23 protein-coding genes are annotated in these 25,415 nt (G+C 68.6%); 4 read left to right on the top strand and 19 right to left on the bottom strand.

The annotated features are described in order from the left end of the window. Positions 1 to 15: 15 nt before the first annotated feature. Together BHD05_RS13205 and BHD05_RS13210 are read right to left on the bottom strand one after the other, a co-directional pair. Positions 16 to 618 (bottom strand): histidine phosphatase family protein, encoded by a 603-nt coding sequence (locus BHD05_RS13205; RefSeq protein ID WP_161886834.1) that lies wholly within the window; start codon positions 616 to 618, stop codon positions 16 to 18. Between the two features lie 9 nt (positions 619 to 627). Beyond that, on the bottom strand, positions 628 to 1,974 hold the full coding sequence (locus tag BHD05_RS13210; protein WP_161886835.1) for a M16 family metallopeptidase: 1,347 nt from the start codon (positions 1,972 to 1,974) through the stop codon (positions 628 to 630). A 320-nt stretch (positions 1,975 to 2,294) separates the two neighbouring features. Here BHD05_RS13210 and BHD05_RS13215 point away from each other — a divergent pair, with 320 nt between their 5' ends. After that, positions 2,295 to 2,903 carry a TetR/AcrR family transcriptional regulator gene (locus BHD05_RS13215; protein WP_161886836.1) on the top strand — a complete coding sequence of 203 codons (609 nt, stop codon included), beginning with the start codon at positions 2,295 to 2,297 and terminating at the stop codon, positions 2,901 to 2,903. A 48-nt stretch (positions 2,904 to 2,951) separates the two neighbouring features. On the opposite strand, the gene BHD05_RS13220 is transcribed toward BHD05_RS13215, so the two are convergent. Both BHD05_RS13220 and BHD05_RS13225 read right to left on the bottom strand, forming a co-directional pair. After that, positions 2,952 to 3,875, bottom strand: a complete 924-nt coding sequence (locus tag BHD05_RS13220) for an aldo/keto reductase (RefSeq protein ID WP_161886837.1) — start codon at positions 3,873 to 3,875, stop codon at positions 2,952 to 2,954. Beyond that, positions 3,872 to 4,819, bottom strand: coding sequence for an aldo/keto reductase (locus tag BHD05_RS13225; RefSeq protein WP_161886838.1), 948 nt, complete (start codon positions 4,817 to 4,819; stop codon positions 3,872 to 3,874). Before BHD05_RS13225 ends, BHD05_RS13220 begins: the two co-directional genes overlap by 4 nt. Positions 4,820 to 4,962: 143 nt before the next feature. Between BHD05_RS13225 and BHD05_RS13230 the strand changes: the two genes are divergently transcribed. Beyond that, the gene (locus BHD05_RS13230; protein WP_161886839.1) at positions 4,963 to 5,493 is read left to right on the top strand and encodes a YbhB/YbcL family Raf kinase inhibitor-like protein; all 531 of its coding nucleotides are present in this window, start codon (positions 4,963 to 4,965) and stop codon (positions 5,491 to 5,493) included. 418 nt (positions 5,494 to 5,911) lie between these two features. Here the strand turns inward: BHD05_RS13230 and BHD05_RS13235 are convergent, their stop codons facing one another. From BHD05_RS13235 to BHD05_RS13255, 5 genes are read right to left on the bottom strand one after another with little or no spacing between them, the layout of a single operon-like run. Continuing rightward, positions 5,912 to 6,721: an HpcH/HpaI aldolase/citrate lyase family protein gene (locus BHD05_RS13235; protein WP_161886840.1), complete on the bottom strand. Its 810-nt coding sequence runs from the start codon at positions 6,719 to 6,721 to the stop codon at positions 5,912 to 5,914. Continuing rightward, on the bottom strand, positions 6,718 to 7,200 hold the full coding sequence (locus tag BHD05_RS13240; protein WP_161886841.1) for a MaoC family dehydratase: 483 nt from the start codon (positions 7,198 to 7,200) through the stop codon (positions 6,718 to 6,720). Before BHD05_RS13240 ends, BHD05_RS13235 begins: the two co-directional genes overlap by 4 nt. Positions 7,201 to 7,226: 26 nt before the next feature. Continuing rightward, positions 7,227 to 8,393, bottom strand: coding sequence for an acyl-CoA dehydrogenase family protein (locus BHD05_RS13245; RefSeq protein WP_161886842.1), 1,167 nt, complete (start codon positions 8,391 to 8,393; stop codon positions 7,227 to 7,229). Continuing rightward, positions 8,390 to 10,465 (bottom strand): ATP-binding protein, encoded by a 2,076-nt coding sequence (locus tag BHD05_RS13250; protein ID WP_161886843.1) that lies wholly within the window; start codon positions 10,463 to 10,465, stop codon positions 8,390 to 8,392. Before BHD05_RS13250 ends, BHD05_RS13245 begins: the two co-directional genes overlap by 4 nt. A gap of 5 nt (positions 10,466 to 10,470) precedes the next feature. Next, entirely contained in the window at positions 10,471 to 12,078 is a 1,608-nt protein-coding gene (locus BHD05_RS13255; protein ID WP_161886844.1) for a carboxyl transferase domain-containing protein, read from the bottom strand. A 137-nt stretch (positions 12,079 to 12,215) separates the two neighbouring features. On the opposite strand from BHD05_RS13255, the gene BHD05_RS13260 reads away from it, so the two are divergent. Further along, positions 12,216 to 12,824 (top strand): SACE_7040 family transcriptional regulator, encoded by a 609-nt coding sequence (locus BHD05_RS13260; RefSeq protein WP_236966548.1) that lies wholly within the window; start codon positions 12,216 to 12,218, stop codon positions 12,822 to 12,824. 313 nt (positions 12,825 to 13,137) lie between these two features. Beyond that, on the top strand, positions 13,138 to 13,647 hold the full coding sequence (locus tag BHD05_RS13270; RefSeq protein WP_161886846.1) for a DinB family protein: 510 nt from the start codon (positions 13,138 to 13,140) through the stop codon (positions 13,645 to 13,647). A 641-nt stretch (positions 13,648 to 14,288) separates the two neighbouring features. On the opposite strand, the gene BHD05_RS13275 is transcribed toward BHD05_RS13270, so the two are convergent. The 10 genes from BHD05_RS13275 to BHD05_RS13320 form a co-directional block, all read right to left on the bottom strand. Beyond that, complete coding sequence (locus BHD05_RS13275; protein ID WP_161886847.1) at positions 14,289 to 15,854, bottom strand: dihydrolipoamide acetyltransferase family protein; 1,566 nt, start codon at positions 15,852 to 15,854, stop codon at positions 14,289 to 14,291. Next, complete coding sequence (locus tag BHD05_RS13280; protein ID WP_161886848.1) at positions 15,855 to 16,871, bottom strand: alpha-ketoacid dehydrogenase subunit beta; 1,017 nt, start codon at positions 16,869 to 16,871, stop codon at positions 15,855 to 15,857. It lies immediately after the preceding gene. Continuing rightward, a complete protein-coding gene (gene pdhA / locus BHD05_RS13285; RefSeq protein ID WP_161886849.1) occupies positions 16,868 to 17,995 on the bottom strand; it encodes a pyruvate dehydrogenase (acetyl-transferring) E1 component subunit alpha in 1,128 nt (375 codons plus the stop codon). The genes BHD05_RS13280 and pdhA overlap by 4 nt, the downstream gene beginning before the upstream one ends. 136 nt (positions 17,996 to 18,131) lie before the next feature. Further along, positions 18,132 to 19,007 (bottom strand): potassium channel family protein, encoded by an 876-nt coding sequence (locus tag BHD05_RS13290; RefSeq protein ID WP_161886850.1) that lies wholly within the window; start codon positions 19,005 to 19,007, stop codon positions 18,132 to 18,134. Between the two features lie 24 nt (positions 19,008 to 19,031). Further along, the gene (locus BHD05_RS13295) at positions 19,032 to 19,766 is read right to left on the bottom strand and encodes a glutamine amidotransferase (RefSeq protein WP_161886851.1); all 735 of its coding nucleotides are present in this window, start codon (positions 19,764 to 19,766) and stop codon (positions 19,032 to 19,034) included. Between the two features lie 145 nt (positions 19,767 to 19,911). Beyond that, complete coding sequence (locus tag BHD05_RS13300) at positions 19,912 to 21,147, bottom strand: IS110 family RNA-guided transposase (protein ID WP_161887252.1); 1,236 nt, start codon at positions 21,145 to 21,147, stop codon at positions 19,912 to 19,914. Between the two features lie 296 nt (positions 21,148 to 21,443). Further along, entirely contained in the window at positions 21,444 to 21,833 is a 390-nt protein-coding gene (locus BHD05_RS13305) for a DUF6855 family protein (protein WP_161886852.1), read from the bottom strand. Between the two features lie 105 nt (positions 21,834 to 21,938). Next, positions 21,939 to 24,197 carry a polyribonucleotide nucleotidyltransferase gene (locus BHD05_RS13310; RefSeq protein ID WP_161886853.1) on the bottom strand — a complete coding sequence of 753 codons (2,259 nt, stop codon included), beginning with the start codon at positions 24,195 to 24,197 and terminating at the stop codon, positions 21,939 to 21,941. A gap of 267 nt (positions 24,198 to 24,464) precedes the next feature. Next, positions 24,465 to 24,926 (bottom strand): VanZ family protein, encoded by a 462-nt coding sequence (locus tag BHD05_RS13315; RefSeq protein ID WP_161886854.1) that lies wholly within the window; start codon positions 24,924 to 24,926, stop codon positions 24,465 to 24,467. Positions 24,927 to 24,965: 39 nt separating this feature from the next. Beyond that, positions 24,966 to 25,415, bottom strand: a complete 450-nt coding sequence (locus BHD05_RS13320; RefSeq protein ID WP_161886855.1) for a hypothetical protein — start codon at positions 25,413 to 25,415, stop codon at positions 24,966 to 24,968.

Consider the following 25,415-nt stretch of genomic DNA (forward strand, 5'->3'; position numbering starts at 1 on the left):
GGGCACCCCTGCAGGCTAGATGGGCTGCGGCACCGGCAGCCCGGTGCGCAGCTCAGCCGGCAGGTGCGCGAGGTCGTTGTGCGTGATGAGTTCGGGCGACTTGACCGAGCGGACCCGGATGATCGTGAGCCCGGCGTTGGCCTGGTTGGTGCCCAGCCAGCGCCAGGCAGGCGCCGCGAAGACCTCGCGCACGAACCATGCAATCACGAAGTTGTGGGTGATCAGGAGGTCATGGCGGTCTTCGCGGCTCGGGGTGAGCCACTCCGCCGCGGCATCCGTCATCTGCGCCTGACCGGCCTCGATCTGCGCATCGCTGACCGAGCCGAAGAACGGCTTGAACCCCTGCGGCATGTCGGGCGTCGGGCCCGAGGGGATGCAGTCGAACAGCAGCGCGGACGGCTGCGGGTCGAGGCTCGGCATGCTCTCCGTCATGATGCGTGCCGTCTCGGACGGACCCTCGAGCGGGGAGTGCCAGGCACCGGTGAACGGCACCCCGCTCAGCCGGTCGGCGATCGCCCTCGCCTGACGTTCCCCCCTCGCCGAGAGGGGCCCGTCGGGAAGGCCGTGCTGCGCATCGCGCTGCTCGCCGTGGCGAACGAGGTAGAGGAAGTGCGACATCGGTGATTCCTAGTTGATGGTGGAGAGGCCGGCGAGAACCGACTCGTCGATGGTGCCGACGGCGGCAATGGAGAGTGGGCGCGCGGCCAGGTCTACGGCGAGTTCGCGCACATCGTCGACCGTGACGAGCGCGAGCCGGCGCAGTGACTCGTCGAGGTCGGCGAACTCGCCGAGGGTGATCTCCGAGCGGCCGAGCCTCGACATGCGGGTGTCGGAGTCTTCAAGCGCGAGGGCGGATGCACCGCTCAGCTGGCCGACGGCGCGCGCCAGCTCGTCCTCGGTGATGCCGTCCTTCGCGAGCAACGCGAACTCGGACAGCATGATGTCGCAGACCTGCTCGAGCTTGGCGGGTGAGCATCCGGCGTAGATGCCGAACAGGCCAGCGTCGGAGTAGCTGGGAGAGAAGGAGTAGACCGAGTAGGCCAGGCCGCGCTTCTCGCGCACCTCTTGGAACAGGCGCGAGGACATGCCCCCTCCGAAGGCCGAGTTGAGCACCGCCATGGTGGAGCGACGTGGGTCGGTCGAGGGGATGCCGCCGACTCCCAGCAGCACATTGGCCTGCTCGATCGGCCGCTGGACGACGACCAGGGGCGAGCCGCGCTCGATCAGGGTGCCGGTCGCGGCGCGGCGCTCGACGGGATCGCCTTCGATCGACAAATCCCACTTCGCGGCGACGAGGGCACGCTCGACGCCGGCGACGAGTTCGTCATGGTCGACGGCTCCGGCGACCGTGACGACGAGATCCTGGGCACGGTAGTTCGCGCGATAGTGGTTCCAGACGCCATCGCGCGTCGCGGCGCCGATCGTCTCGGCGCTCCCGCCGATCGGCCACCCGAGCGGATGCGTGCCGAAGACGGCCTCGAAGAGGCGCTCGCTCGCGACATCCGACGGGTCGTCGTCGGCCATCGCGAGCTCCTCGACGATCACGCCGCGCTCGGTCTCGAACTCCTCCTCGTCCAGCAGGGAGGAGGTGAGCATGTCGGCGATCACCTCCACTGCCATTGGAAGGTCGCGGTCCTGCACCCGCGCGTAGTAGCACGTGTACTCCTTGGCGGTCATGGCGTTGTGCTCGCCGCCGACGGCGTCGAAGCTCACCGCGATGTCGAGGGCGCTCCTCGTCGGTGTGCCCTTGAACAGGAGGTGCTCAAGAAAGTGGGTCGACCCGAAGGTGCCGGGCGCTTCGTCGCGGGAGCCGACGGCGACCCAGTAGCCCACCGTCGCGCTGCGCGCGCCCGGAACGCGCTCACTGAGGATGCGCACTCCGCTCGGAAGCACTGTCCGCCGCACGAGTGAGTCGCCGGATGCGGCAACGGACAGGTCGGCCAGGTCGAGGGGTAACTGCACTGCGCCATTCATCAGTTTCGAGCCTACGTGAGGTTCGGCGCAGCCTCCTCAACGCCGTGCCCCTCGAACTGGGGACAAATATCTGTCACTTTTAGAGGACAAACAGACTTGTCTGTGCTTGCGCTCTGATAGTGTTTCACATGTGCCACCGACCCGACGGTGGGACAAACGCACTAAGCCGAGAAACCCGAATTCTCAGCGCACCACAGCCGGATCCCCCATCCGGTGCACCACACGTCAGATTCCCCTTCTGACGTTTTCCACTACCGGATCCCCCCGTCCGGTGCGCTACCTCAAGGACTTGAGGACATCTAGCCCGAGGGAGCCACGCTGTGTCGGTCGTTGATTCTAGTCCGACCGCACAGCGTGCCCCGGAGCTCCCCTCACCCGGCGCCAAGCAGCGCATCCTCGAGACCGCCAACCGGCTCTTCTACGAAGAGGGAATCAACTCGGTCGGCGTCGACAAGCTCATCAGCTCGTCGTCCGTCACCAAGGCGACTTTCTACAAGCACTACGGTGCGAAGGACCGGCTGATCCTGGAGTACCTCCGCGGCCAGCACCGACTTGTCGAGGAACTGCTCGACGGAATCATCGCGGCCGCGCGGCGGCCCGAGGATGCCGTGCTCGGATTGATCGACACGATTGTGGCTGAGATCCACACGTCTGGCTTCCGCGGCTGCGCGTTCATCAACGCCGCAGCCGAATTTTCGGATCCCCGCCACCCGGTGCGGGACATCGTCTCCTCCCATCGCGACTGGTACACCGGCCGCCTCACCGACCTGCTGCGCGACGGGAAGCATCCGATGCCCGGCGATGCCGCAGACGAGCTCATGCTCGCCCGCGATGGCGCCATGAGCGGGGCCTATGCGGGCGATCCGGTCTCGGCTACGGCTGCGTTGCAGAGAGTTTCCGCGCGGATAGTGACCGAGGCCGGGCGCTAGCGGACGCTCCAAGCTCACCCGCCACGCCGCCCTGTCGAGCTGGCACGCTTATTCGGATGCCCGGTCGAGCTCGGCAACCTGATGCCGGGTGAGCTGCACAGTCGTCGCGGCGACCACCTCGAGCAACTGGTGGACGTTGGAGACCGTGGACACCGGGGCGCAGACCCCGGGCTTGGAGAGGAGCCAGGCGAATGCGATCGTCGCGAGCGCAACGTGGTGTTCGCGCGCTATTCGGTCGAGGGCCACGAGAATCCTGCGGCGGCGCATCGCGGACATCGGCGCGAGGACCGGCACCCGAGGCAGCGCCCCGAGCCCCTGCTCGACGATCACGCTCGCCACCGCGCCCTCAAACTCGTGCCGGTTCGCGAGGCCGTAGTCGCACTGCGCCGCCACGAGCGGGGCGACCCCGAGCATCCCGGCGATGACACGAGCCTCGACGAGCCGGTTCGCGTCGTGCGCGGCCGTGCCGGCGTAGCGCACCTTGCCGGCGCGGACGAGGCCGTCGACGGCGAGCAGCGTCTCCTCGAACGGCACTGCGGCGTCGTCGAGGTCGAGGAGGAGGAGGTCGAGGTAGTCGGTCTGCAAACGCTCGAGCGAGAGGTCGACCGCTTTGGAGATTGCCGTGTGCGCCACGCCAGGGCTGTCGGCCCTCGACCCCACCGTCGCGGCGAGGATGACGCTCGATCGTGCTCCCCTCGAGCTCATCCAACGCCCGATGACGGCCTCGCTGCGGCCCTCGTTGGAGGCGTCGGTGTCGATGAAGTTGCCGCCGAGAGCACTGTAGGTGTCGAGGATGTCGAACACGGCGTCGGTGCCGACGGTGGATCCGGGTCCGTTGAGGCCGACGGGAAACACTCGCAGCTCTGACGCGCCGACCCGTCGCCGGCGGAGCGGAATAGGCCCGGTCGCCGGACTCTGCTCGACGACGTCCGGCGCGGGGAACCCATTGGCGGTCGCCCGCTCCGCGCTCACGCCGAGACCCGGTTGAGAGTCGACAGCTGGTGTCGAGTGAGCCTCACCGGCAGCGCCTCGAGTTGGCCCTCGAGCTGGTCGACGTCACGCGCTCGGACCATCACGGCGGCCACCTCGCTTTGACACATCACCCAGGCGAGGGCGATGCAGCGCAGTGGCACATTGTGTTCCTCCGCCACGCGGCGCACCGCTTCGCGCACCCGTGCGCTGTGGCGCCCCACATGGTCGATCGCCGGACCGTCGGTGTGGATCAGACGTCCGCGTTCCTCGCTCGCGAGCAGACCGTTGGCGAGCGGGAACCTGGTGATCCCGCCGATTCCGAGGCTCCGCAGCGTGGGCGCGAGCTCCCGCTCGAACGCCCCCCGCTTCAGCAGGTTGTACTCGGCGACGGCGGTGCGGAAGACGGGGTAGGCGGCCGACGCCGCGAGCGCCTGCACCTGCGCGATGCGGGTGGCGGTGTAGCCGGATGCCGAGAGGTGGCGCACCTTGCCGGCACGCCGCAGCATGTCGACGGCCTCGAGGCTCTCATCGATGGGCGTCTCCGGATGCTCGCCGTCGAACGACAGGATGTCGATGTAGTCGGTCGCGAGGCGGTACAGCGACGCGTCCGTCGCCCTCACGATCGAGCGGGCGCTGAGTCCGGGCGAGTCGGGATGCCGACCAATCTTGGTCGCGACGATCGCGCTCGACCGATCCGGCAGCGTGCCGAGCCAGTGCCCGATCATCACCTCGCTGCGCCCTCCGGCGTAGTGGTCGGCGGTGCAGACGAGTCGGCCCCCGGCATCCGCGAACCGGGCGAGGATTCCGGCGGTCTCATCGACCCCAGCCGTCCAGCCGAAGGTGCTCCCATCGAGCGCCAGCGGGAACGATCCTGTCACGTCACGAGCCACGGCGGCGGTGACCTCTCGGGTCGCCTCGCTCTTCGAGGCGGGGGGAATCTCCACGCTGCGCTCCTCGGTTGACCACATGCTAGACACCGCCGCTCGGCCCGCCCAACGCCTTGACACCGTCGCCGTGGGACATCGCCAGCGCGCGCCCAGCGCGCGTGGGGTAGACAGGAGGATCCGTTACTGAAAGGCGAACGCCGATGAACGATCCCAACTGGAATCTGCCCCAGATCCCAAGCTTTACCCTGGAGAGCCCGGACGTGGATGCGGGCGGCGTGCTGCCAGGCTGGGCGCGATCGGGCATCGCCGGCGCGGGCGGGCAGGATCGCTCACCGGCCCTCCACTGGCGCGGTGCGCCGGAGGGCACAAAGAGCTTCGCGCTGACCGTCTATGATCCCGACGCGCCGACCGGCAGCGGGTTTTGGCACTGGGCCGTGTACGACCTTCCGGCGAACCTCACCGACCTGCCTTCTGACGCCGGAAATCCCGATTCCGACCTGATTCCCGAAGGTGCGCAGACGCTCCCCAACGAGCTGGGCCTCACTCGATTTCTGGGCGCCGCTCCCCCGGCGGGCCATGGCCCGCACCGGTACTTCTTCACCCTGACGGCGCTCGATGTCGACCACCTCGACCTCGACGACGCCAGCACGCCCGCGGTGCTCGGCTTCACCTTTCTCGGGCACGCCCTCGCCCGGGCGCAGTTCTTCGCGACCTCGGAGACACCGGCCTAGCCGCCGACGCGCACTGCTGCGTTAAACGAAATCGCCGCCCTCGATGAGGGGCGGCGATTTCGTCAGTTGGGGGAAAGATCAGGTGCGGGCGTGTGCCGCCGGATCGCTTCCCACCATTGCCATTACGAGCATGGCGGCTGCGACGGCGACGATCACGGAATGCAATCCGTGCTCGGCGACACGCTGCGCCCGTCCCGGTGCGCGATGCCGCGCCTTCGAAAAAGTGAGCCCTCTGTTGAACCGATGTCGCGCCATCCCCGACCCTTCCTCCGCACCCTCTGTGTGCACAATTCCGAGTCTCACCGTGAACCGAAGCTTGAATGTCGCGACACGCCGCGGGATCGCAGAGTTCGCGGCGATGTTGGGGTGTCATGGGAGCGCCGCCGCCAGCCCGCGACCGCGCGGGTCGGCCCACGGGTCAGCGCGCAGGATCGCCCTCGCGTCGAACGACCTCGGCGGCTTGGGCGAGCACCGGCCCGTCGATCATCCGGCCACGGAACTGGAACACGCCGCCTTCGGCCGCGGCGAGCAGCTCCCGCGCGGCGGCGACCTCGTGCTCGCTCGGCCGGAATGCCGCCCGGATTGTGTGGACCTGGCCCGGGTGGATGCACGCGACGGCGGCAAAGCCGCTCGCAGCGGCATCCTCGGCCTCGGCTGCAAGCCCATCGTGGTCGGCAATATCGAGGTGCACGGCATCGACCGCGGCACGGCCGGAGGCACCCGCGGCGAGCAGGACCACCGAGCGGGCGTGGCGGGCGACCTGCCGATAGCTGCCGTCGGCGAACCTGCTCGAGGTGCCCCCGAGGGAGGCGACGAGGTCTTCGGCGCCCCACATCAGCGCGACGACATTCGGGTGCACCGCGATGTGGTTCGCGGCGACGATGCCGGCGGCGGTCTCGCACAGCGCGATGATCTCCAGCGAACCGAAACCGGCGAGGTCCCTCACGCCTGCCACCTTGGGCAGCATCACCATTCGATATCCACTGCGCCCGACCGCGGCGAGATCGGCGCGGAAGTCAGCCGACTGCGCGGGATTGATCCGAATGACCGTGCGCGCGGGGTCGAGCGGATGCGCCAACAGCGCCTCACGCGCACCGGCGCGACGCTCGGGAGCAACGGAGTCCTCGAGGTCGAGGATCACGGCATCCGCCCGCTCCGCCGCCTTCTCGTACCGGTCGGGCCGGTCCGCCGGGCAGAACAGCAGCGCGGGCCCCAGCAGGAAGGTCATGGTCGCGCGCCCTCGCACCAGACGAGCGTGGAGCGCACGGCGGTCGCAACGACCACGCCGGACTGGTTGCGGCCGGTGTGCTCGAGGGTCACGACGCCCTGCCCCGGCCTCGACCCGGAGAGCCGCTTAGCAGTGACGATGGTCTCGGAGTAGAGCGTGTCGCCGTGGAAGAGCGGATGCGGGAACTCCACCTTCTCGAACCCGAGGTTCGCCACAATGGTGCCCTGGGTGAGCTGAGCCACCGAGCTGCCGACGATCGTCGCGAGGGTGAACATCGAGTTCACGAGGCGCTCGCCGAACGGCTGCTCGGCCGCGAACGCCGCATCCAGGTGCAGCGCCTGCGGGTTCATGGTCATGGTCGAGAACAGCACATTGTCGGCCTCGGTGACGGTGCGCCCCGGGCGGTGCAGGTAGATCGCCCCCAGGTCGAACTCTTCGAAGAAGAGGCCCCGCTGCTCGATTCGCTCGCGTTCCGGCATCCGCTGCTCCCTCGCTCGTCTGGACTCTAGCCCGGGAACCCGATGGCGCGGGAGATGACCATGAGTTGCACTTCTGTCGTGCCCTCCCCGAGCTCGAGCACCTTGGAATCCCGGTAGTGGCGCGCGACGGGGTTCTCGTTCATGAACCCGTAGCCGCCGAAGATCTGGGTCGCGTCCCTCGCGTTGTCCATCGCCGCCTCGCTGCCGACCATCTTGGCGATCGAGGCCTGCATCTTGAACGGCTCCCCGCGCATCATCCGGGCTACCGCGTCGTAGTACGCGAGCCGCGCGGTATACACCCGCGCCTGCATGCGTGCGAGCTTGAACGCGATGTGCTGGTTCGAGCCAATCGGCCTGCCGAAGACATTGCGGCTGCCGGCGTAGCGCAGCGACTCCTCGAGGCAGCCCTGGGCGGCGCCCGTGCACAGTGCGGCGAAGGCAATGCGGCCCTCGTCGAGCGTCTCGACGAAGTTGGCGAAGCCGCGGCCGCGCTCACCGAGCAGGTTCTCCTCGGGTACGCGCACGTTTGTGAGGGTCAGCGGGTGCGTGTCGGAGGTGTGCCAGCCGACCTTGTCGTAGGCGGGCTCGACCGTGAGCCCCTCGATCGGCGTCGGCACGAGGATCGCCGAGAGCTCCTTCTTGATCGAGCCGTCGGCCCGCTCCGACTCCCCCGTCACTGCCGTGATCGTCACGAGCCGGGTGATTTTTGTGCCCGAGTTGGTGATGAACTGCTTGCTTCCGTTGATGACCCACTCACCGTTCTCAAGCGCCGCGGTCGTCTTCGTGCCGGCGGCATCCGACCCCGCGTCGGCCTCGGTCAACCCGAACGCCGCGAGCGCCTCGCCATTGGCCAACCGGGGCAGCCACTCCAACTTCTGCTCCTCCGTGCCGCTGCGGAACAGCGGCATCACGCCGAGGCCGACACCGGCCTCGAGGGTGACCGCAATGCTCTGGTCGACCCGCGCGAGCTCCTCGACGGCGAGGCACAGCGAGAGGTAGTCCTTGCCCTGCCCGCCGTATTCCCTGGGCAGCGGGAGCCCGAACAGTCCCATGTCGCCCATCTGGGCGATGATCTCGTACGGCAGCTCGCGTTTCGTGTCGTACTCGTACGCGGCCGGCGCGACGACGGTGTCGGCGAAGTCGCGCACGGTGGCCTGAAGCGCCTTGTGCTCGTCGGTGAGTTCGTAGCTCATGCTGTCTCCCTGGTGTGGATCGCCGCGGGGTCTTGTGGACCGGCCGCGGGTTCGGTGGTGGATGCTGGAATCTCGGGGGGCGCGACCGTTGCGACGACCGCGTCCAGCCGCACGAGGTCGCCGTCGGCTACGGTCACCGTGACGCACCCGTCGATGGGCGCCAGAAGGGTGTGTTCCATCTTCATGGCCTCCACGGTAACGAGCGGCTGTCCGGCGGTGACACGATCGCCGGTCGCGGCGTGCACCGCGACCACGGTGCCGGGCATGGGCGAACGCACCTCCGGGCTCACCGGGCCGACGCTGCGGTCGCGGTCGGCGAGCGCCGCCGCGAGCTCGTCACGGCGGTCGAGGATCCTCAGGCGCCAGCTCGTGCCGTCCCGGGCGATCCAGAGGTCCTGGCCGTCGCGTGCCATGGCCAGGCTCGTGGCGGTGCCGTCAACGGTGACGAGGTAGCGGTTCGGGGCGGTCTCGACCAGACTCGCGTCGAGCGGGCCTCCGGCCACGACCACGGCCGCGGCATCCGTCGTTCCAGTGACCAGCACCTCGACGTCGCCCTCCCCGGACGCACGGAACAGGTAGCGGGTGGGCCTCGCGGCGCCGAGCCGCCAGCCGCCCGGCGTCGACCACACCGTGTCGGCGCGCCGCTCTCGTTCAGCGTGCAGCAGCAGGGCGGCGGCGGCGAAGGCGGCGGCATCCGGCTTCCCGAAAGCGAGCGAGGGAAGCACCCGGTCGATGAGCAACGTGTCGAGGTCGCCCGCGAGCACGGCCGGGTCGGCGAGCAGCAGCCGCAGGTACTCGATGTTGTTCTGCACACCGAGCAGCGTCGTGTGGCGCAGCGCCGTGTCGAGCCGAGCGATCGCCTCGCCGCGATCGTGTCCCCAGGCGATCACCTTGGCGAGCATCGGGTCGTAGTCGGCCGTGATCGTGCCGCCGACGCGCAGTGAGCTGTCGATCCGGATGCCGGGAAGCACGGGTTCGGCGAGCGCGAGAACACGTCCGGTGCCGGGCAGGAAAGCGTGCTCGGGGTCTTCGGCGTAGACCCGCGCCTCGATCGCGTGCCCGCGATGCACGATCGCCTGCTGCCGGAGGGTGAGCGGCTCGCCGGCCGCGATGCGAACCTGCCACTCGACGAGGTCGATACCGGTGACCAGCTCGGTGACCGGATGCTCGACCTGCAGCCGGGCGTTCATCTCCATGAAGAAGAACTCGTCAGGTCGCTCCGCCGACACGAGGAACTCGACCGTGCCGGCACCGACGTAGTCGACACTGCGCGCCACCTCGCAGGCCGCCTCGCCGATCCGCGCGCGGGTGCGGTCGTCGAGCAGGGGCGATGGGGCCTCCTCGATGACCTTCTGGTGCCGGCGCTGCAGCGAGCACTCCCGCTCGCCGAGGTGCACGATGGTGCCGTGACGGTCGGCGAGCACCTGCACCTCGATGTGCCGCGGCTGCTCGATGAGCCGCTCGAGCAGCAGCGTGTCGTCACCGAATGCCGCGCGGGCGATGCGCCGGGCCGCGGCGAGGCCGGCGGGCAGCTCGGACGGCGTGCGGACGACCTGCATCCCCTTCCCTCCGCCCCCCGCGCTGGGCTTGATCAGCAGCGGGTACCCGGTGTGCTCGGCAGCGGCGGCGAGGGCGTCGTCATCCATCGCCGGCTCGTCCGTGCCGGGGATGACCGGCACGCCCCGCGCGGACACGTGGAGCTTCGACCGGATCTTGTCGCCCATGATGTCGAGCGCGCGCGCACCCGGCCCGATGAAGACGACGCCCGCGTCGGCGCAGGCGGTCGCGAGTGCGGCGTTCTCGGAGAGGAATCCGTAGCCGGGGTGGATCGCCTGGGCGCTGGTGCGGGTCGCGGCCTCAACGATTGCGGCGGCGCTCAGGTAGCTGTCGACGGCCGCGGCCGGGCCGATGCGCACGGCGAGGTCGGCCTCGAGCACGTGGCGGGCGCCGCGGTCGGCGTCGCTGTAGACCGCGACGGAGCGGATGCCGAGGCTCCGTAGCGTGCGGATAATTCGGCAGGCGATCTCGCCGCGGTTGGCGACGAGCACGGTGTGGAAGGGCGTGGCGGACATCTTCATCACATCCTGAACAGGCCGAAGGCGGTCTCGGGGAGCGGTGTTCGTGCACACACGTCGAGTGCGAGTCCGAGCACCGTGCGGGTGTCGGCGGGGTCGATCACGCCGTCGTCCCACAACCGGGCGGTGGAGTAGTAGGCGCTGCCCTGGGTCTCGTACTGGTCGGTGATGGGCTTCTTGAACGCCGCCTCGTCCTCGGTTGACCAGTCCTCGCCGCGCGCCTCGAGCTGGTCGCGCCGGATCGTCGAGAGCACCGAGGCTGCCTGGGCGCCGCCCATGACCGAGATGCGGCTGCCGGGCCACATCCACAGGAACCGCGGACTGTAGGCGCGCCCGCACATCGAGTAGTTGCCGGCGCCGAAGGAGCCGCCGATGATGACGGTGAGCTTGGGCACGCGGGCGCTCGCGACGGCGGTGACCATCTTGGCGCCGTGCTTGGCGATGCCGCCGGCCTCGTAGTCCTTGCCGACCATGAAACCAGAGATGTTCTGCAGGAACACGAGCGGGATGCCGCGCTGGTCGCACAGCTCGATGAAGTGGGCCGCCTTGAGCGCCGACTCACTGAAGAGCACGCCGTTGTTGGCGACGATGCCGACCGGATGCCCGTGGATGCGGGCGAAGCCGGTGACGAGGGTCGTGCCGTACTCGCGCTTGAACTCGTGGAACTCGCTCGCGTCGACGAGCCTGGCTATGACCTCGTGCACGTCCCACTTGCCCTGCACATCGAGCGGCACAGCGCCGTAGAGCTCGTCGACGTCGACCGCCGGCTCCCGCGCCGGCTGGATCTCCCACGCCGGACCGGCGCTTCTCGGCAGCGTCTGCACGATGTCGCGCACGAGCTGCAGAGCGTGAGCGTCGTTTTCGGCGAGGTGGTCGGTCACGCCGGACACCCTCGCGTGGACGTCTCCCCCGCCGAGTTCCTCCGCGGTGACGATCTCGCCGATCGCGGCCTTCACGAGCGGCGGGCCGCCGAGGAAGATCGTGCCCTGGTTCCGCACGATGACGGTTTCGTCACTCATCGCAGGCACGTAGGCGCCGCCGGCGGTGCACGAGCCGAGAACCGCGGCGATCTGCGGGATCTTTGCCGCGGACATCCGCGCCTGGTTGAAAAAGATGCGCCCGAAGTGGTCCCGGTCGGGGAACACCTCGTCCTGCATCGGGAGATAGGCGCCGCCGGAGTCGACGAGGTAGATGCAGGGCAGGCGGTTCTCTGCGGCAATCTCCTGGGCGCGCAGGTGCTTCTTGACCGTCATCGGGTAGTAGGTGCCACCCTTGACGGTCGCGTCGTTCGAGATCACGAGCACGTGCCGGCCATGCACGAGACCGATGCCGGCGATCACGCCGGCCCCCGGGCACTCGTCGCCGTACAGCCCGTTCGCGGCGAGCGGGGCGATCTCGAGAAACGGGCTGCCCGGATCGAGTAGGGCATCGACGCGCTCGCGGGGCAGGAGCTTGCCGCGCGCGACGTGGCGCTCCCGAGAGGCGGGCGGACCGCCGAGGGCGGTTGCGGCGAGTCGCTCGCGCAGGTCGGCCGCGAGGCGGCGCTGCGCCTCGTCGTTGCTGCGGAAGGTGGCATCCGCGGCGCTCAGCCGGCTTGTCAGAGTCTCCATCGACGTCTCATCTCGCGCTGGTCGGCGCCTTGTTCTCGCCTCGTGGGCAATTTCGGTTAGTGCTTCTTAACTCGAATTAGGTTAGCGTTCATTCACTGGAATTGTCTAGTGTTGAGCCGGGAGCGGGGAGAAACGTGGTGGATGCCGTGCCAGCGCCGCTCACCGTGCGCGGGCGAGCCAAGGCCGACCGGCACGAGGCGCTCCTGTCGGCCGCCGCCCGCGCGTTCGCCGCCCGCGGGTTCAACGGCGTCTCGATCGAGGAGCTGGGTGCCGCGGTCGGCATCAGCGGCCCCGCGGTCTACCGGCACTTCAGCAGCAAGCAGGCCGTTCTCGCCGCGCTGCTCGTCGAGGTGAGCGAGAGCCTGCTGTCTGGCGGCGAGGCCGTGATCGCGGGGGCAGTGGATGCCCGGGGAGCGCTCGCCGCTCTCGTGCGGTTCCATGTCGACTTCGCACTCGGCGACCCCGACGTGATCCGGGTGCAGGACCGCGACCTCGACAGCCTCGACGACACCTATCGTCGCCAGGTGCGGGCGCTGCAGCGTCGCTACGTTGAGCTGTGGGTGCGGGTGCTGGCCGAGCTGCATCCCGGCGCGGATGCTGCCGCCCTGCGCATCCGGGCCCACGCCACGTTCGGCCTGATCAACTCGACCCCGCACAGCGCTCGGGTCAGCGGAGGTGCGCCGCGCTCGGTCGTGCGGTCCCTGCTCGAGGAAATGGCTCTCGCGACGCTCGCGCCGGCGCCGTAGCCCGCCGCTCCTCGGCATCCGCAGCGCCAGCGCAGCCCCAGCCGCCCCAGCCGCCCCCGCCGCCCCAGCCGCCCCAGCCGCCCCAGCCGCCCCAGCCGCGCCAGCCGCGCCGAAAGTACGCCAAACGGCTCCTCCTAGTGCAATAGAACAGCCGAAACTTGTACTCTCAGGCGAGCGAGCGGTCATCGCTTCGAGCGCGACCCCCAACTCGGCAGGCCGACTGGCCCGCAGCTCAGGAAACCAGCAGGCCGGCAGGACCACCATCGCTGTGCCCCAGCCCCCACCGCCGTCGCCTCCGTGAGACGCTGGGGGCATGATTCGCTCTGACCCCGCGACTACCCGCGATGAGCGGACGACGCTAACGCAGTTTCTCGATTACCAGCGGGCCACGCTGCTCATGAAGGCAGAGGGTCTCAATCGGGAGCAGCTAAATCAGCCCCTTCCGACCTCGAGTCTCACCCTTGCCGGACTGCTCAAGCACCTCGCCTATGTCGAGGACAGCTGGATCCAGGAGGTCTTCCTCGGCCGCCCGCTACCGGAGCCATGGGCCAGCGCCCCGTTTGGCTCCGACGAGGACTGGGAGTTCCACTCCGCGTCGACCGACGGCCCCGAGGCGTTGCGCGAACTCTACGAGTACTCGTGTGCGCGGACGCGCGCCGGGATCGAGGACGCCTCGCTGGATACCGTGTCGGTGGGGGCGTCGCGGAGAGGGCGGCAGTTCTCGCTGCGCTGGATCCTCGTGCACCTGATCGAGGAGACAGCGCGGCACTGCGGCCACGCCGACCTGCTCCGCGAGGCGATCGACGGCATCGTCGGCGAGTAGCCGGAGCGCCCGCGGTCGGACGCGGACGCGGCGGACGCGCGGACGCCGGACGCGCACCGCTCGGCGATGACTGCGTGGCGGCGTTCGTGCGGGAGTGTCGAGAACCGACCTAGGCGCGGGAAGTACGCGCCAACGCCGGTCGAGCGTGCCAGCGCGGGTCAAGCGCGCACACGCGGGTCAAGCGCGACAACGCGGGTCAAGCGCGACAACGCGGGTCAAGCGCGACAACGCAGGTCAAGCGCGACAACGCGGGTCAAGCGCGCACACGCGGGACGTGGCACCGCCGCGCCGAAGCCGATTCCACACCTACGCGGGACACGCGCGGCAACGCGGGTGGCTGACCACCCGCGCGGACGCGCAGCACCCGCGCACCGCCACGCGCGGGAAGTACGCGCCAACGCCGGTCGAGCGCGACAACGCGGGTCAAGCACGCACACGCGGGTCAAGCGCGACAACGCGGGACGAGCGCGCACACGCGGGACGTGGCACCGCCGCACCGAAGCAGAATCCGCACCTACGCGGGACACGCGCAGCACCCGCGCACCGCCACGCGCGGGACACGCGCGGCAACGCGGGTGGCTGACCACCCGCGCGGACGCGCAGCACCCGCGCACCGCCAGGCGCGTGCGCGCCACCCCCGCTCACACCATCGTCAACAGCATCCCCGGATCCGAGAGGATCGTGCCGATGTCGGCGAGGAACCGGGATGCCTGGGCACCGTCGACGAGCCGGTGGTCGAACGACAGGCTCAGCGTGCACACCCGGCGCAGCGCGACCTCGCCGCGGTGCTCCCACGGCGTGCGCCGGACTGCGCCGATGGCGAGAATGGCCGCCTCACCCGGGTTCAGGATCGGAGTGCCAGCGTCAATGCCGAAGACACCGATGTTCGTGATCGACACAGTGCCGCCGGTGAGTGCGTCCTGTCCGGTGCGTCCGGCCTTCGCTGTGTCCACCAGCTCTTCGAGTGCCTCGGCGAGCGCGACGAGGTCGAGGGTTTCGGCATCCTTGATGTTGGGCACCATGAGCCCGCGCGGTGTCGCCGCCGCAATGCCGAGGTTGACGTAGCCGAAGGTCACGATCTCCTGGGCCTGCTCGTCCCAGTGCGCGTTCACCGCCGGATTTCGCCCGACCGCGACGCACAGCGCCTTCGCGACGATCGTGAGCATCGTGAGCCGGCGGCCGGCGAAGGCGCGACTCGCGCGCAGCCGCTCCAGCAGCTCGACCGACGGCGTGACGTCGATCGAGAGGAACTCGGTCGCGTGCGGCGCCGTGAACGCGCTGCGGACCATCGCCTCGGCCGTGAGCTTGCGCACCCCCTGGATCGGCGTGCGCATCTCGCGCGGGGCAGTCCCGGCGGGCGCGGCCGTTGCCAGCCCCGCATCCGGCCCCGCATCCAGCCGCGCATCCGGCCCCGGATGATTCGCGGATGCCGCAAGCACGTCCTCGCGGGTGATGAGGCCGTCCTCTCCGGTGCCCTCGAGGGTGGTCAAATCGACACCGAGATCATGGGCGAGTTTGCGAACCGGCGGCGTCGAGCGCCGGGGTACGGCGGACCCTGCACCAAGTTCAGCTTCCGGTCCGGGTTCGGGCGCGGCAATGGAGGGAGAGGCAGAGGGAGAGGCAGCCGCCTCACCGCCCGCCGGAGCGGCGCGGTGCGCGAGCGAGGGTCGCGCCTTGCGCTGGGGACGCGCCCCGCCTTCGACCGGCGGCCCGTATCCCACCAGCACAGGCTCACGCTCGGCCGCCGCGGACGCGGACGCGGCAGGAACCTCAGCGCCACCACCACCGGCACCCGCGCCCGATCCCGCACCACCGGCACCCGCGCCCGATCCCGGCCCACCACCGGCATCCGCGCCCGATCCCGCCGCACCACCGGCACCCGCGCCCGATCCCGGCCCACCACCGGCACCCGCGCCCGCTCCCGCACCACCGGCACCCGCGCCCGATCCCGGCCCACCACCGGCATCCGCCACCTCGAAGTCCACGATCGGCGCACCGACCCGCACCGTCGCGCCGGGGTCGACGTAGAGGCGGCCAATCTCGCCCGCGAACGGCGACGGAAGCTCGACGAGCGCCTTCGCGGTCTCCACCTCTGCGATGATCTGGTTGAGCTCGACGGAGTCGCCGACGTCGACACGCCAGGCGACGAGCTCCGATTCGGTGAGGCCCTCACCGAGATCGGGGAGGGCGAATGTCTTGACGGTCATTTACTCGGTCCATCCGGTCAGCGAGTTGGGGTGCCCGAGCACCCGGTCGACGGCGTCGAGCATGCGGTCGAGGCCGGGTAGGAAGTGCTCCTCGAGCGATCCGGGCGGGTAGGGCACGTCGAAGCCGGTGACGCGGGCCGGGGCGGCCTCGAGCCAGTTGAAGCAGCGCTCGGTCACGCCCGCGGCGATCTCGGCACCGAGACCGCCCGACAGCTGGGCCTCGTGGCTCACCACGAGCCGCCCGGTCTTGCGCACGGACGCCTCGACGGTCGGAAAGTCGATCGGGGCGAGCGAGCGCAGATCGATGACCTCGATCGAGACGCCGTCGGATGCTGCGGCGGCGGCAGCGTCGAGCGCGGTCGCGACCAACGGGCCGTAGGTGACAAGAGTGACGTCGGTGCCGTCACGCACGACCCGCGCGCTTTGGAGCGGGATGGCATCGGCGATCTCCTCGGTCACCTCGCCCTTGGTCCAATAGCGGCGCTTCGGCTCGAAGAACAGCACCGGGTCGTCGCACGCGATCGCCTGGCGGATGAGCACGTGCGCCTCCTGCGGCGTCGAGCACGTGACGACGCGCAGCCCGGCCGTGTGGGCGAAGTAGGCCTCCGGTGACTCGGAGTGGTGCTCGACAGCGCCGATCCCGCCCCCGTACGGAACCCGGATAGTGATCGGCATGCTCACCGCTCCTCCGGTGCGGTAGCGCAGCTTGGCGAGCTGGGCGACGATCTGGTCGAAGCCCGGGTAGATGAAGCCGTCGAACTGGATCTCGACCACGGGCCGGAACCCGCAGAACGCCAGTCCTATCGCCGTGCCGATGATCGCCGACTCCGCGAGCGGCATGTCCATGACGCGGTCGGCGCCGAACTCCTTCTGCAGGCCATCGGTCACGCGGAAGACGCCGCCGAGCGCGCCGATGTCCTCGCCCATCAGCAGCACGCGGTTGTCGTCGGCGAGTGCGTGGCGCAGCCCGGAGGTGATCGCCTTGGCGAGGGTGAGCTGGGATGTCGTGACGCTCATTCCGCGCCCCCGTCGAACATGGCGAGGTAGGCGGCGTACTGGCTGCGCTGCCGGTCGAGACCGCGGTGCGGTGTCGCGTACACGTTGTCGAAGAGGGTGAGCGGCTCGGGTGCCGTCAGGGCGAGGCATCCGGCCCGCAGCTCCCTCGCCACCTCGTCGGCGCGCGCCGTGACGCGGGCGGTGAGCTCGTCGGTCAGCAGCCCCTTCGAGTCGAGCAGCGCTCCGAGGCGGCTGATCGGGTCTTTCGCCGCCCACTCCTCGAGTTCGTCGCGGTCGCGGTAGCGGGTCGGATCGTCGGATGTCGTGTGCGGACCCATCCGATACGTGACGGCCTCGATGAATGTCGGTCCGTCGCCGTTCCGGGCGCGATCCAGGGCGACCCTCGTCGCGGCCATCACGGCGAGCACGTCGTTGCCGTCGACCCGCAGGCTCGGGATGCCGAAGCCGGGCGCGCGCTCGGAGATGTGGGCCTGCGCCTGCAGGGTGACCGGCTCGGAGATCGCCCACTGGTTGTTCTGGCAGAAGAAGACCACGGGGGCCTTGAACGTGGCTGCGAACACCATCGCTTCGTTCACGTCACCCTGGCTCGTGGCCCCGTCGCCGAAGTAGGCGACGGCGACGGAGTCGACGCCGTCCTTCGCGCAGCCGAGCGCGTAACCGGTCGCGTGCAGCGTCTGCGCGCCGATCACGACGGCGGGAACGGCCATTCCAACGTCGTAGGGGTTCCAGCCCCCATGCGACGTTCCGCGCCACACCCGAAGGAGATCGGTGATCTTGACGCCGCGGCAGTACGCGACCGCGTTCTCGCGATAACTCGTGAAGACGAAGTCGTCCGAACGCAGGGCCCGGGCGGAGCCGATCTGGGCGGCCTCCTGGCCGAGCAGCGGAGGCCACAGTCCGAGTTCGCCCTGGCGCTGCAGGGCGGTCGCCTCGGTGTCGATGCGGCGCACGACGGAGAGGTCCTCGTAGAGGTCCGCGAGCTGTTCGTCGGTGACGTCGGCGACCCACGGGTCGAAGCCGGGGCTCGGAATCCGCTCTCCGGCGGGTGTCACGAGCTGAACGAAGTCTTCCTGGCCGAGAAATTCGGCTTCCCGGGGATCATGCCCGGCCATGGTTGAACGCATTCGTATGCCTTCCGTTGCGATCCCGGCGGGTAAGCCAGAACCACTTTCAGAGAGACGATGCGCCCGGTGGGGCGTGGCGTCTCGGTCGCGGCATCGTTGCCGGACCTACCCTGAGATTACGCATCCTTTCGGTACCTCACAACTGGGCGCGCGAGGTGTGCTCGCTCGCGTAGGCCGCGAAGACCTCCCCTGGGGTGTCGCCGGTGAGGCGGAAGTCTTTCTTGAGCTCGGCTCCGAGCTGCTCGAGCGCCAGGGACAGCTGCTGGGCACTCACACGCACCGCTGCCTCCTGACAGGTCAGCGCCCTGTCCCGCAGGTGGAGTGCATAGGGCAGCTGGCGGGCGAGCGAGAGATCGGTGCTCTGCTCCTGGAAGTAGAAGCCCTCGGTGTGCTGGATGAAGTCCACGCGCACCTTCCCGACTTCAGCCGCGAGGCTGTCGAGGACTCGTGCGGCGGTGGCCGGGTCCACCTCGCCAATCGCCTCGGCATAGCTCGTGTCGGCCAGCCTCCCCAGCTCGAGCGCGAGTGCCCGGCGTCGTGACAGCGGTGGGTAGACCTGGGTGAACCAGGTCAATGCCGCCGTCAGGAGGGCAAAGCCGATCAGCCCCTGAATCGGGGAAACCACCCGGATCCACGGGTCGACGGGTACGACGTCGCCGTAGCCCAGGGTTCCGAGGGTGACAAGCGAGACGTAGAGGGCTTCACCGAAGTCGGGATAGTCCGCGGGGTTCACCCCTGCGGAGTACACGAAGCCGCCCGGGATGTGGGGGTAGTAGATCAGTGCCCAGCCGACGCCTTGCAGAGCCACCCACAACAGGACGACGACGACCATCGCCGCCGGCCCCACGGCAGAGCCCAGCCGATGGTGGGTGAGCTGCGAGAGTCGCCACACGCCCGCGAGCACCCATCGGCTGACACGCCCCCGGCCGCGAGGATGGAGCAGCGTGTGGAACATGTCTCTCAGCCCGATCACAACGACCGCGATCCCCGCAATGGTCAGCACCATATCCATGGCCAGGCTCCTCTCCAGTCGCGCTCAGCGTCTCGCATACCGGTCGACGAAGGCCGCGATCAGGCGGGTGGGCTGGCTGATGGCGACCTGCTCGACAGCGGTGATCAGCTCGTCCATCGCATCCGGTTCGAAGTATCCGTGGTGGCGATAGACGCGGATGCGCGTGATGATGCCGGCGACCGTGAGTTCGGGGTGGAACTGGGTCGCGTAGACGTTTCTTCCGATGCGGAAGGCCTGCACAGGGCAGCTCGCACCGGAGGCCAGTAGCACCGCTCTCGACGGCAGCACCGCGCAGGCCTCCTTGTGTCCGACGAAGGCGTCGAAGGTCTCGTCGAGGGTTCCGAACAGCGGATCGGCGAGCCCGTCCGGTGTGAGGCTGATGCGGGTCGGGCCGACGGGCTCCGCCCACGTGTCGTCGATGACGCCGTACTGGTGGGTGCCGAGCAGCCCGATGCCGTAGCAGGCCCCGAGGAAGGGGATGTCGCGCTCGACGACGACGTCGAGCAGGGCGCCGAGCTCCCGTTCCACCCTGATCTGGGTCTCGCTCTTCGTCTCGACCGGGTCGCTCGCGTTGAACGGGCTGCCCCCCACGATGAATCCGGAGTAGTCGTCGGGATCGATCGCGGGCAGCGGCTCTGACTCGAGTCGAAACCGCACGAGTTCGTTCGGTCTCAGCCCGCCCGCCTCGCGGAATGCCTCGTACTCACCGTCGGCCGCCTCGTCCTCGGCGCGCGTGGCGAGGAGCACGAATGGCTTCATCCCCTCATGCTTTCATGCTTTCGTCATTCAGGAGTTTTGGCCGCCAGCGGCGGCGTTGGATGCCGCAGCTGCCGGAAACTCGGGGTTCTCCGGCCAGCCGGCCGGCTTCCGCCCACCACTCCTCCTGACACGTGAATACCGGTTTTTAGGCTGCGGTGGGGGTGAGGGTCACCTGGTATCCGAGGGTGCGGAGCTGGTTGATGGCGTTGGATTTTGTTCGGTCGGGGTGGCGGTTGGAGTAGTAGTTCGGTCCGAGTTCGGTGAAGGCTTCCCCGGTGGTGCCCATCTTCCAGACGGCGACAAGGATGCTGTGCTCGAGGGCGACGATCGCCTTGATGCTGCCGCGCCGAGCGGCGATCCGTCGGTATTTCACGGCGAGGTGCGTGTTCTTCTGTCGGGTGATGACCAGGGCGGAGATCCCGAGGGCGGCCTTCAGGTGCGCATTACCGGGGCGCGTTTTGGTCGATTTCACTCGTCCCGCGGACTCGTTCGATCCCGGACAGACCCCGGCCCAGGACGCAAGATGTCCGGGGCTGGGGAAAATATGCATGTTCCCGCCGGTCTCGGCGATGATCACGTCCGCAACACGAACAGAGACCCCCGGAATGGTGGTGAGGGTCTCTCGAAAGACCCGAAAGGGTTCCATCACCACCTCGATTCGGGCGGTGATCTCATCGATCAGGGTCGCACTGTGATCGAGTTGGGTGAGGTGCAGGTTCACCATGAACGCGTGGTGGTCCCTAAACCGTCCGGTGAGGGCTTCGACCAGTTCCGGGATCTTCGCCCGCAGCCGGCCCTTGGCCAGAGCGGCAAGTTTCACGGGGTCGCGTTCCCCGGCGACCAGGGCATCGAGGATGCTGCGCGCCGAGACCCCGTTCAGCTGGGACACCACCGAGGACAGCTTGATCCCGGCGTCCTCGAGGATCTTCTCGATCCGCTGGATATGCCGGCTGCGCTCCTGCACGATCGTGGCCCGGGTCCGGGTCAGATCCCGCAACTCCCGGATCGGTTCCGGTGGCACGAACGAGGCCCGCACCAGTCCGTGAGCGGCCAGTTGGGCCAGCCAGCCCGCGTCCGAGACATCCGTTTTCCGGCCCGGGAAATTACGCACATCCCGCGCGTTGACAAGCGTCACCGGCAGCACCGATTCCAACAGATAGTAGAACGGCTTCCAATAATCACCGGTCGCCTCCATCACAACCGTTGTCACCCGGTTCGCGAGGAGATGCTCCCGCAACTCCAGCACCTGCGACGTTGTTGCACCCCAGGTAGTAACTTTCTGCTCGAACGTCCCGGGCCGTTTCCCAGGCACTCGAACACAGACCTTCACGTCCCGCTTGGAGATATCCATCCCCGCAGCACGCTCATGGACCACGTCCATCATTTTCCTCCTCATCCCATATATTGACGGGCCCACCACGGAAGAGGTTAGGAAAAATCAGAAATCTGACACACGTGCTCGGAGCAACAATCCACAGTTCTCGTAAGAAAACCCCTCCTGCCACGCTGAATAACAAGCTCTCAGCATCAAGGAAAAACCGGCATCCCCGTGGCGAGCACCTCCATCATCCGTCCGAGCACGACGCCGCGCCAGACCCGCAACGCGACCCAACCCGAAATTCAGCAACCACCACGGAGGGGCAACGCCCCTGAGACGCTGAATAATGACAGGACGGGTTAGATCGCGCGCACCCGGGCGGCGTGCTCGCCGTGCTCGAGGTCGGCAAGGCCGAGCCGCTCGAGTACCGGCGGCAGGTAGACGGCGAACTGGCCCCTCTGTCCGACGAGCAGCCCGAACCAGCCACCGACGGGATTGCCGTCGCTGCGGCCGAACTGCTCCACGCTGCCCTGCGGTGCCTCCGTGTGCTCGTCGGCGGCGCCCAACGGCACCCACTCGCCCTGCTCGACGAGCCACTCGTGGAGGTCGTAGATCGACCTCGCGTGGTACGAGAGCGTTGCTCCCTCGAGCTCGCAGATGAGCTCGTCGCCCTCGATGAATGCCTGGTAGGTGGCGTCGCCGGCCGGGGTGGTGAGCGTCCACGGGTCGAGTCTGGTTCCCATTGTCATGGCCCGTACGGTAGCAGCGCTGTGCTGCCCGCACCACGGGCCAAAGGGCACGAAAAAGCCCGCCGTCACTGTCGTTCCGGCGGGCTTCTCGTTACTTCAGGGTGTTCAGACCTCGGCGTCGACCGGAGCGTCGGATGCCGGAGCATCCGCGGCGTCGTCCATCACCGGGGCGAGCGACAGCTTTCCACGGTCGTCTGTCTTGGTGATCTCGACCTGGATCTTCTGCCCGACGGAGAGCACGTCTTCGACGTTCTCCACGCGCTTGCCACCGGCGAGCTTGCGCACCTCGGAGATGTGCAGCAGCCCATCCTTGCCCGGGGTGAGCGACACGAACGCGCCGAACGTGGCGATCTTGACAACGGTTCCGAGGAACCGCTCGCCGACCTCGGGGTTGAGCGGGTTCGCGATCGCGTTGACCGCGGCACGCGCCGCCTCGGCCGAGGGACCATCGACGGCACCGATGTACACGGTTCCGTCGTCCTCGATCGAGATGTCGGCTCCAGTGTCGTCCTGGATCTGGTTGATCGTCTTGCCCTTCGGCCCGATGAGCTCGCCGATCTTGTCGACCGGGATCTGCACCGAGATCACGCGGGGCGCGGTCGGGGCCATCTCGTCGGGCGAGTCGATCGCCGCGTTGATCACATTGAGGATCGCGGTGCGAGCCTCCTTGGCCTGCTTGAGCGCGCCATCGAGAACGGCGGTGGGGATGCCGTCGAGCTTGGTGTCGAGCTGGATGGCCGTGATGAACTCGGCGGTGCCGGCGACCTTGAAGTCCATGTCGCCGAGGGCGTCTTCCGCACCGAGGATGTCGGTAAGGGCCGCGTAACGGGTCTCTCCGTTGACCTCGTCGGAGACGAGGCCCATGGCGATGCCCGCGACCGGGGCACGCAGCGGCACTCCGGCGTTGAGCAGCGACAGGGTCGAGGCGCAGACGGAACCCATCGACGTCGAACCGTTGGAGCCGAGGGCCTCGGACACCTGGCGGATCGCGTAGGGGAACTCCGAGCGGTCGGGCAACACCGGCACGAGGGCGCGCTCGGCGAGGAAGCCGTGCCCGATCTCGCGACGCTTCGGCGACCCGACGCGGCCGGTTTCACCGGTCGAGTAGGGCGGGAAGTTGTAGTGGTGCAGGTAGCGCTTCTTCGTGACGGGCGCGAGCGAGTCGATCTGCTGCTCCATCTTGAGCATGTTCAGCGTGGTGACGCCCAGGATCTGGGTCTCTCCGCGCTGGAAGATCGCGGAGCCGTGCACGCGCGGGATTACCTGCACTTCGGCATCCAGCGGGCGGATGTCGGCGAGCCCACGGCCGTCCATGCGCACGCCCTCGGTAAGGATGCGTCCACGCACGACGGTCTTGGTGACCGACTTGTAGGCGGCGCTGACCATCGCGGAGACGTCGGCGTCGAGCTGGCCGGCGTCGATCTTCTCCTGGATGGCGACCTTGACGCGGTCCTTGAGCGCGTCATCGGCGTCCTGGCGCTCGGTCTTCGCGGCGATCTGGTAAATGTCGACGAGCTTGTCGTAGGCGAGCTCGGCGACCGCGTCGTACGCGGCCTGCGAGTAGGGCAGGAAGACGGGGTAGTCGGCGATCTCCTTGGCGGACTGCGCGGCCATCTCGGCCTGGGCCTTGATGAGCTGCAGCAGGAACGGCTTGGAGGCCTCGAGGCCCTGGGCGACGACGGCCTCGTCGGGCTTGGTCGCCCCGGCCTGGATGAGGCCCCACGCGTGCTCGGTGGCCTCGGCTTCGACCATCATGATCGCGACGTCTTCGTTGCCGTTGTTGTCGGTGATGAGGCGGCCCGCGACAGTGAGGTCGAAGACGGCGTTCTCAAGCTGCTCGAACTTCGGGAACGCGACCCACTGGTCATCGATGAGCGCCATGCGGATTCCACCGATCGGACCGCTGAAGGGCAGGCCGGAGATCTGGGTGGATGCCGACGCGGCGTTGATCGCGAGGGCGTCGTAGAACTCGCCCGGCGCGATGCTCAGCACCGTGATGACGATCTGGACCTCGTTGCGCAGTCCGGTGACGAACGACGGGCGCAGCGGCCGGTCGATCAGGCGGCAGACGAGGATCGCTTCGGTCGACGGGCGACCTTCGCGACGGAAGAACGACCCGGGGATCTTGCCGGCGGCGTAGGACCGCTCTTCGACGTCGACCGTGAGCGGGAAGAAGTCGAGGTTGTCCTTCGGACGCTTGCTCGCGCTCGTGGCGCTGAGCAGCATGGTTTCCTCATCGAGGTAGGCAGCGACTGCTCCCTGTGCCTGCTGGGCGAGGCGACCGGTTTCGAACCGGACGACGCGCTTTCCGAACTTGCCGTTGTCGAGAACGGCTTCGGCGAACTTGATTTCTGGACCCTCCATATGGGGGTTTCTCCTCTTTGTTCATGCCGGCCACCCCGTGTGGGTGACGGCTCATCAAGGAGCAGGAGCGGGTTCGATGACACGCGAAGGTGCACGTGCGAGGTCCCATCAGTGGGGCCCATGTCTGGCCAACAGTAGAAAAACACTGACTCGAGTTCAGTAATTCACCACCGGTGACCAGCGTCTTGCCAGCCTGCTCCGCTGGCAACCCTAGCAGCCCGTGCCCCCGGGGCACCCGTGAATTGCGGTGGGGGGCGAGCGGGGTGGTTAGCGGCGCGAGCCAGCCAGCTCGGCCCGCCGCTCCTCCCGGCGCAGGCGCAGGGCCGTGCCGGTGGTGACGACGAGGGTGAACAGCACCCCGATGAGCGTTCCGAGCGAGTTGGCAATGATGTCACTCACGTCGCTCACCCGGTCGGGGAGGAAGATCTGCACGAACTCGATCGAGGCGGTCAGGGCGATGCCCGCGAATACCGCGACGAACCACATCCGTCGCCCGAAGAGCAGGAGGAAGAACATCCCGACGGGGATGAACATGCCGACGTTGGCGAGAAACTCGAGGCGCTGGTAGGTGATCCAGTGGGTGACCTCGTGGCGGGAGAAGAACCGCAGGGCACGCCACAGCACTGCGTCGTCCCCGCCGTCGATCGGCTGCGGGCCGAGCGTGACCCAAGCGACGAAGCCCAGGTAGGCGAACGTCGTCAGGCTCAGGTAGGGGTGACGGCGGAACATCGGACCATCGTGTCAGCGTTCGGCTGGGGATTCACAGGGCTATCGAGTCAGCCCGATATCGAGCTGCACCCGCAGTCCGCCGCGCGTGCTGATGATCTGGGCCGGGATGCGGGGCGGCTTGCCCGCCCCTATGAGCCGGCCGAGGGCGTCGTCGACCGGAGCCTCAAGTCCGCGCGGCACGATGCCGACGACGGCGCTGACCCGGCCGCCGGCGAAGATCCGCACGGGCATCGGGGCATCCGTGCGCTCCTCCTCCGGCCCACGGCGGGAGATCATCGCCCACAACTCGGATGCGCCGAGCTCGAGCGTGCGCTGCAGCTCGTCCTGGTTCGAACGCGACTCGGCGAGCCGGATGATCGCGCTCGCCTTCTTGGGACGGAGATTGTAGTCGTAGTCGTCGAGCGTGCCGCGCCCGGCGTCGTCCGTCCCCCGCGACGGCAGGAGCGACCCCACCATTCTCGCGAATACCGACTCATTGCGCTCTGCCAT

Source organism: Marisediminicola antarctica (assembly GCF_009930795.1).
In the GTDB taxonomy this organism is placed as follows: domain Bacteria; phylum Actinomycetota; class Actinomycetes; order Actinomycetales; family Microbacteriaceae; genus Marisediminicola; species Marisediminicola antarctica.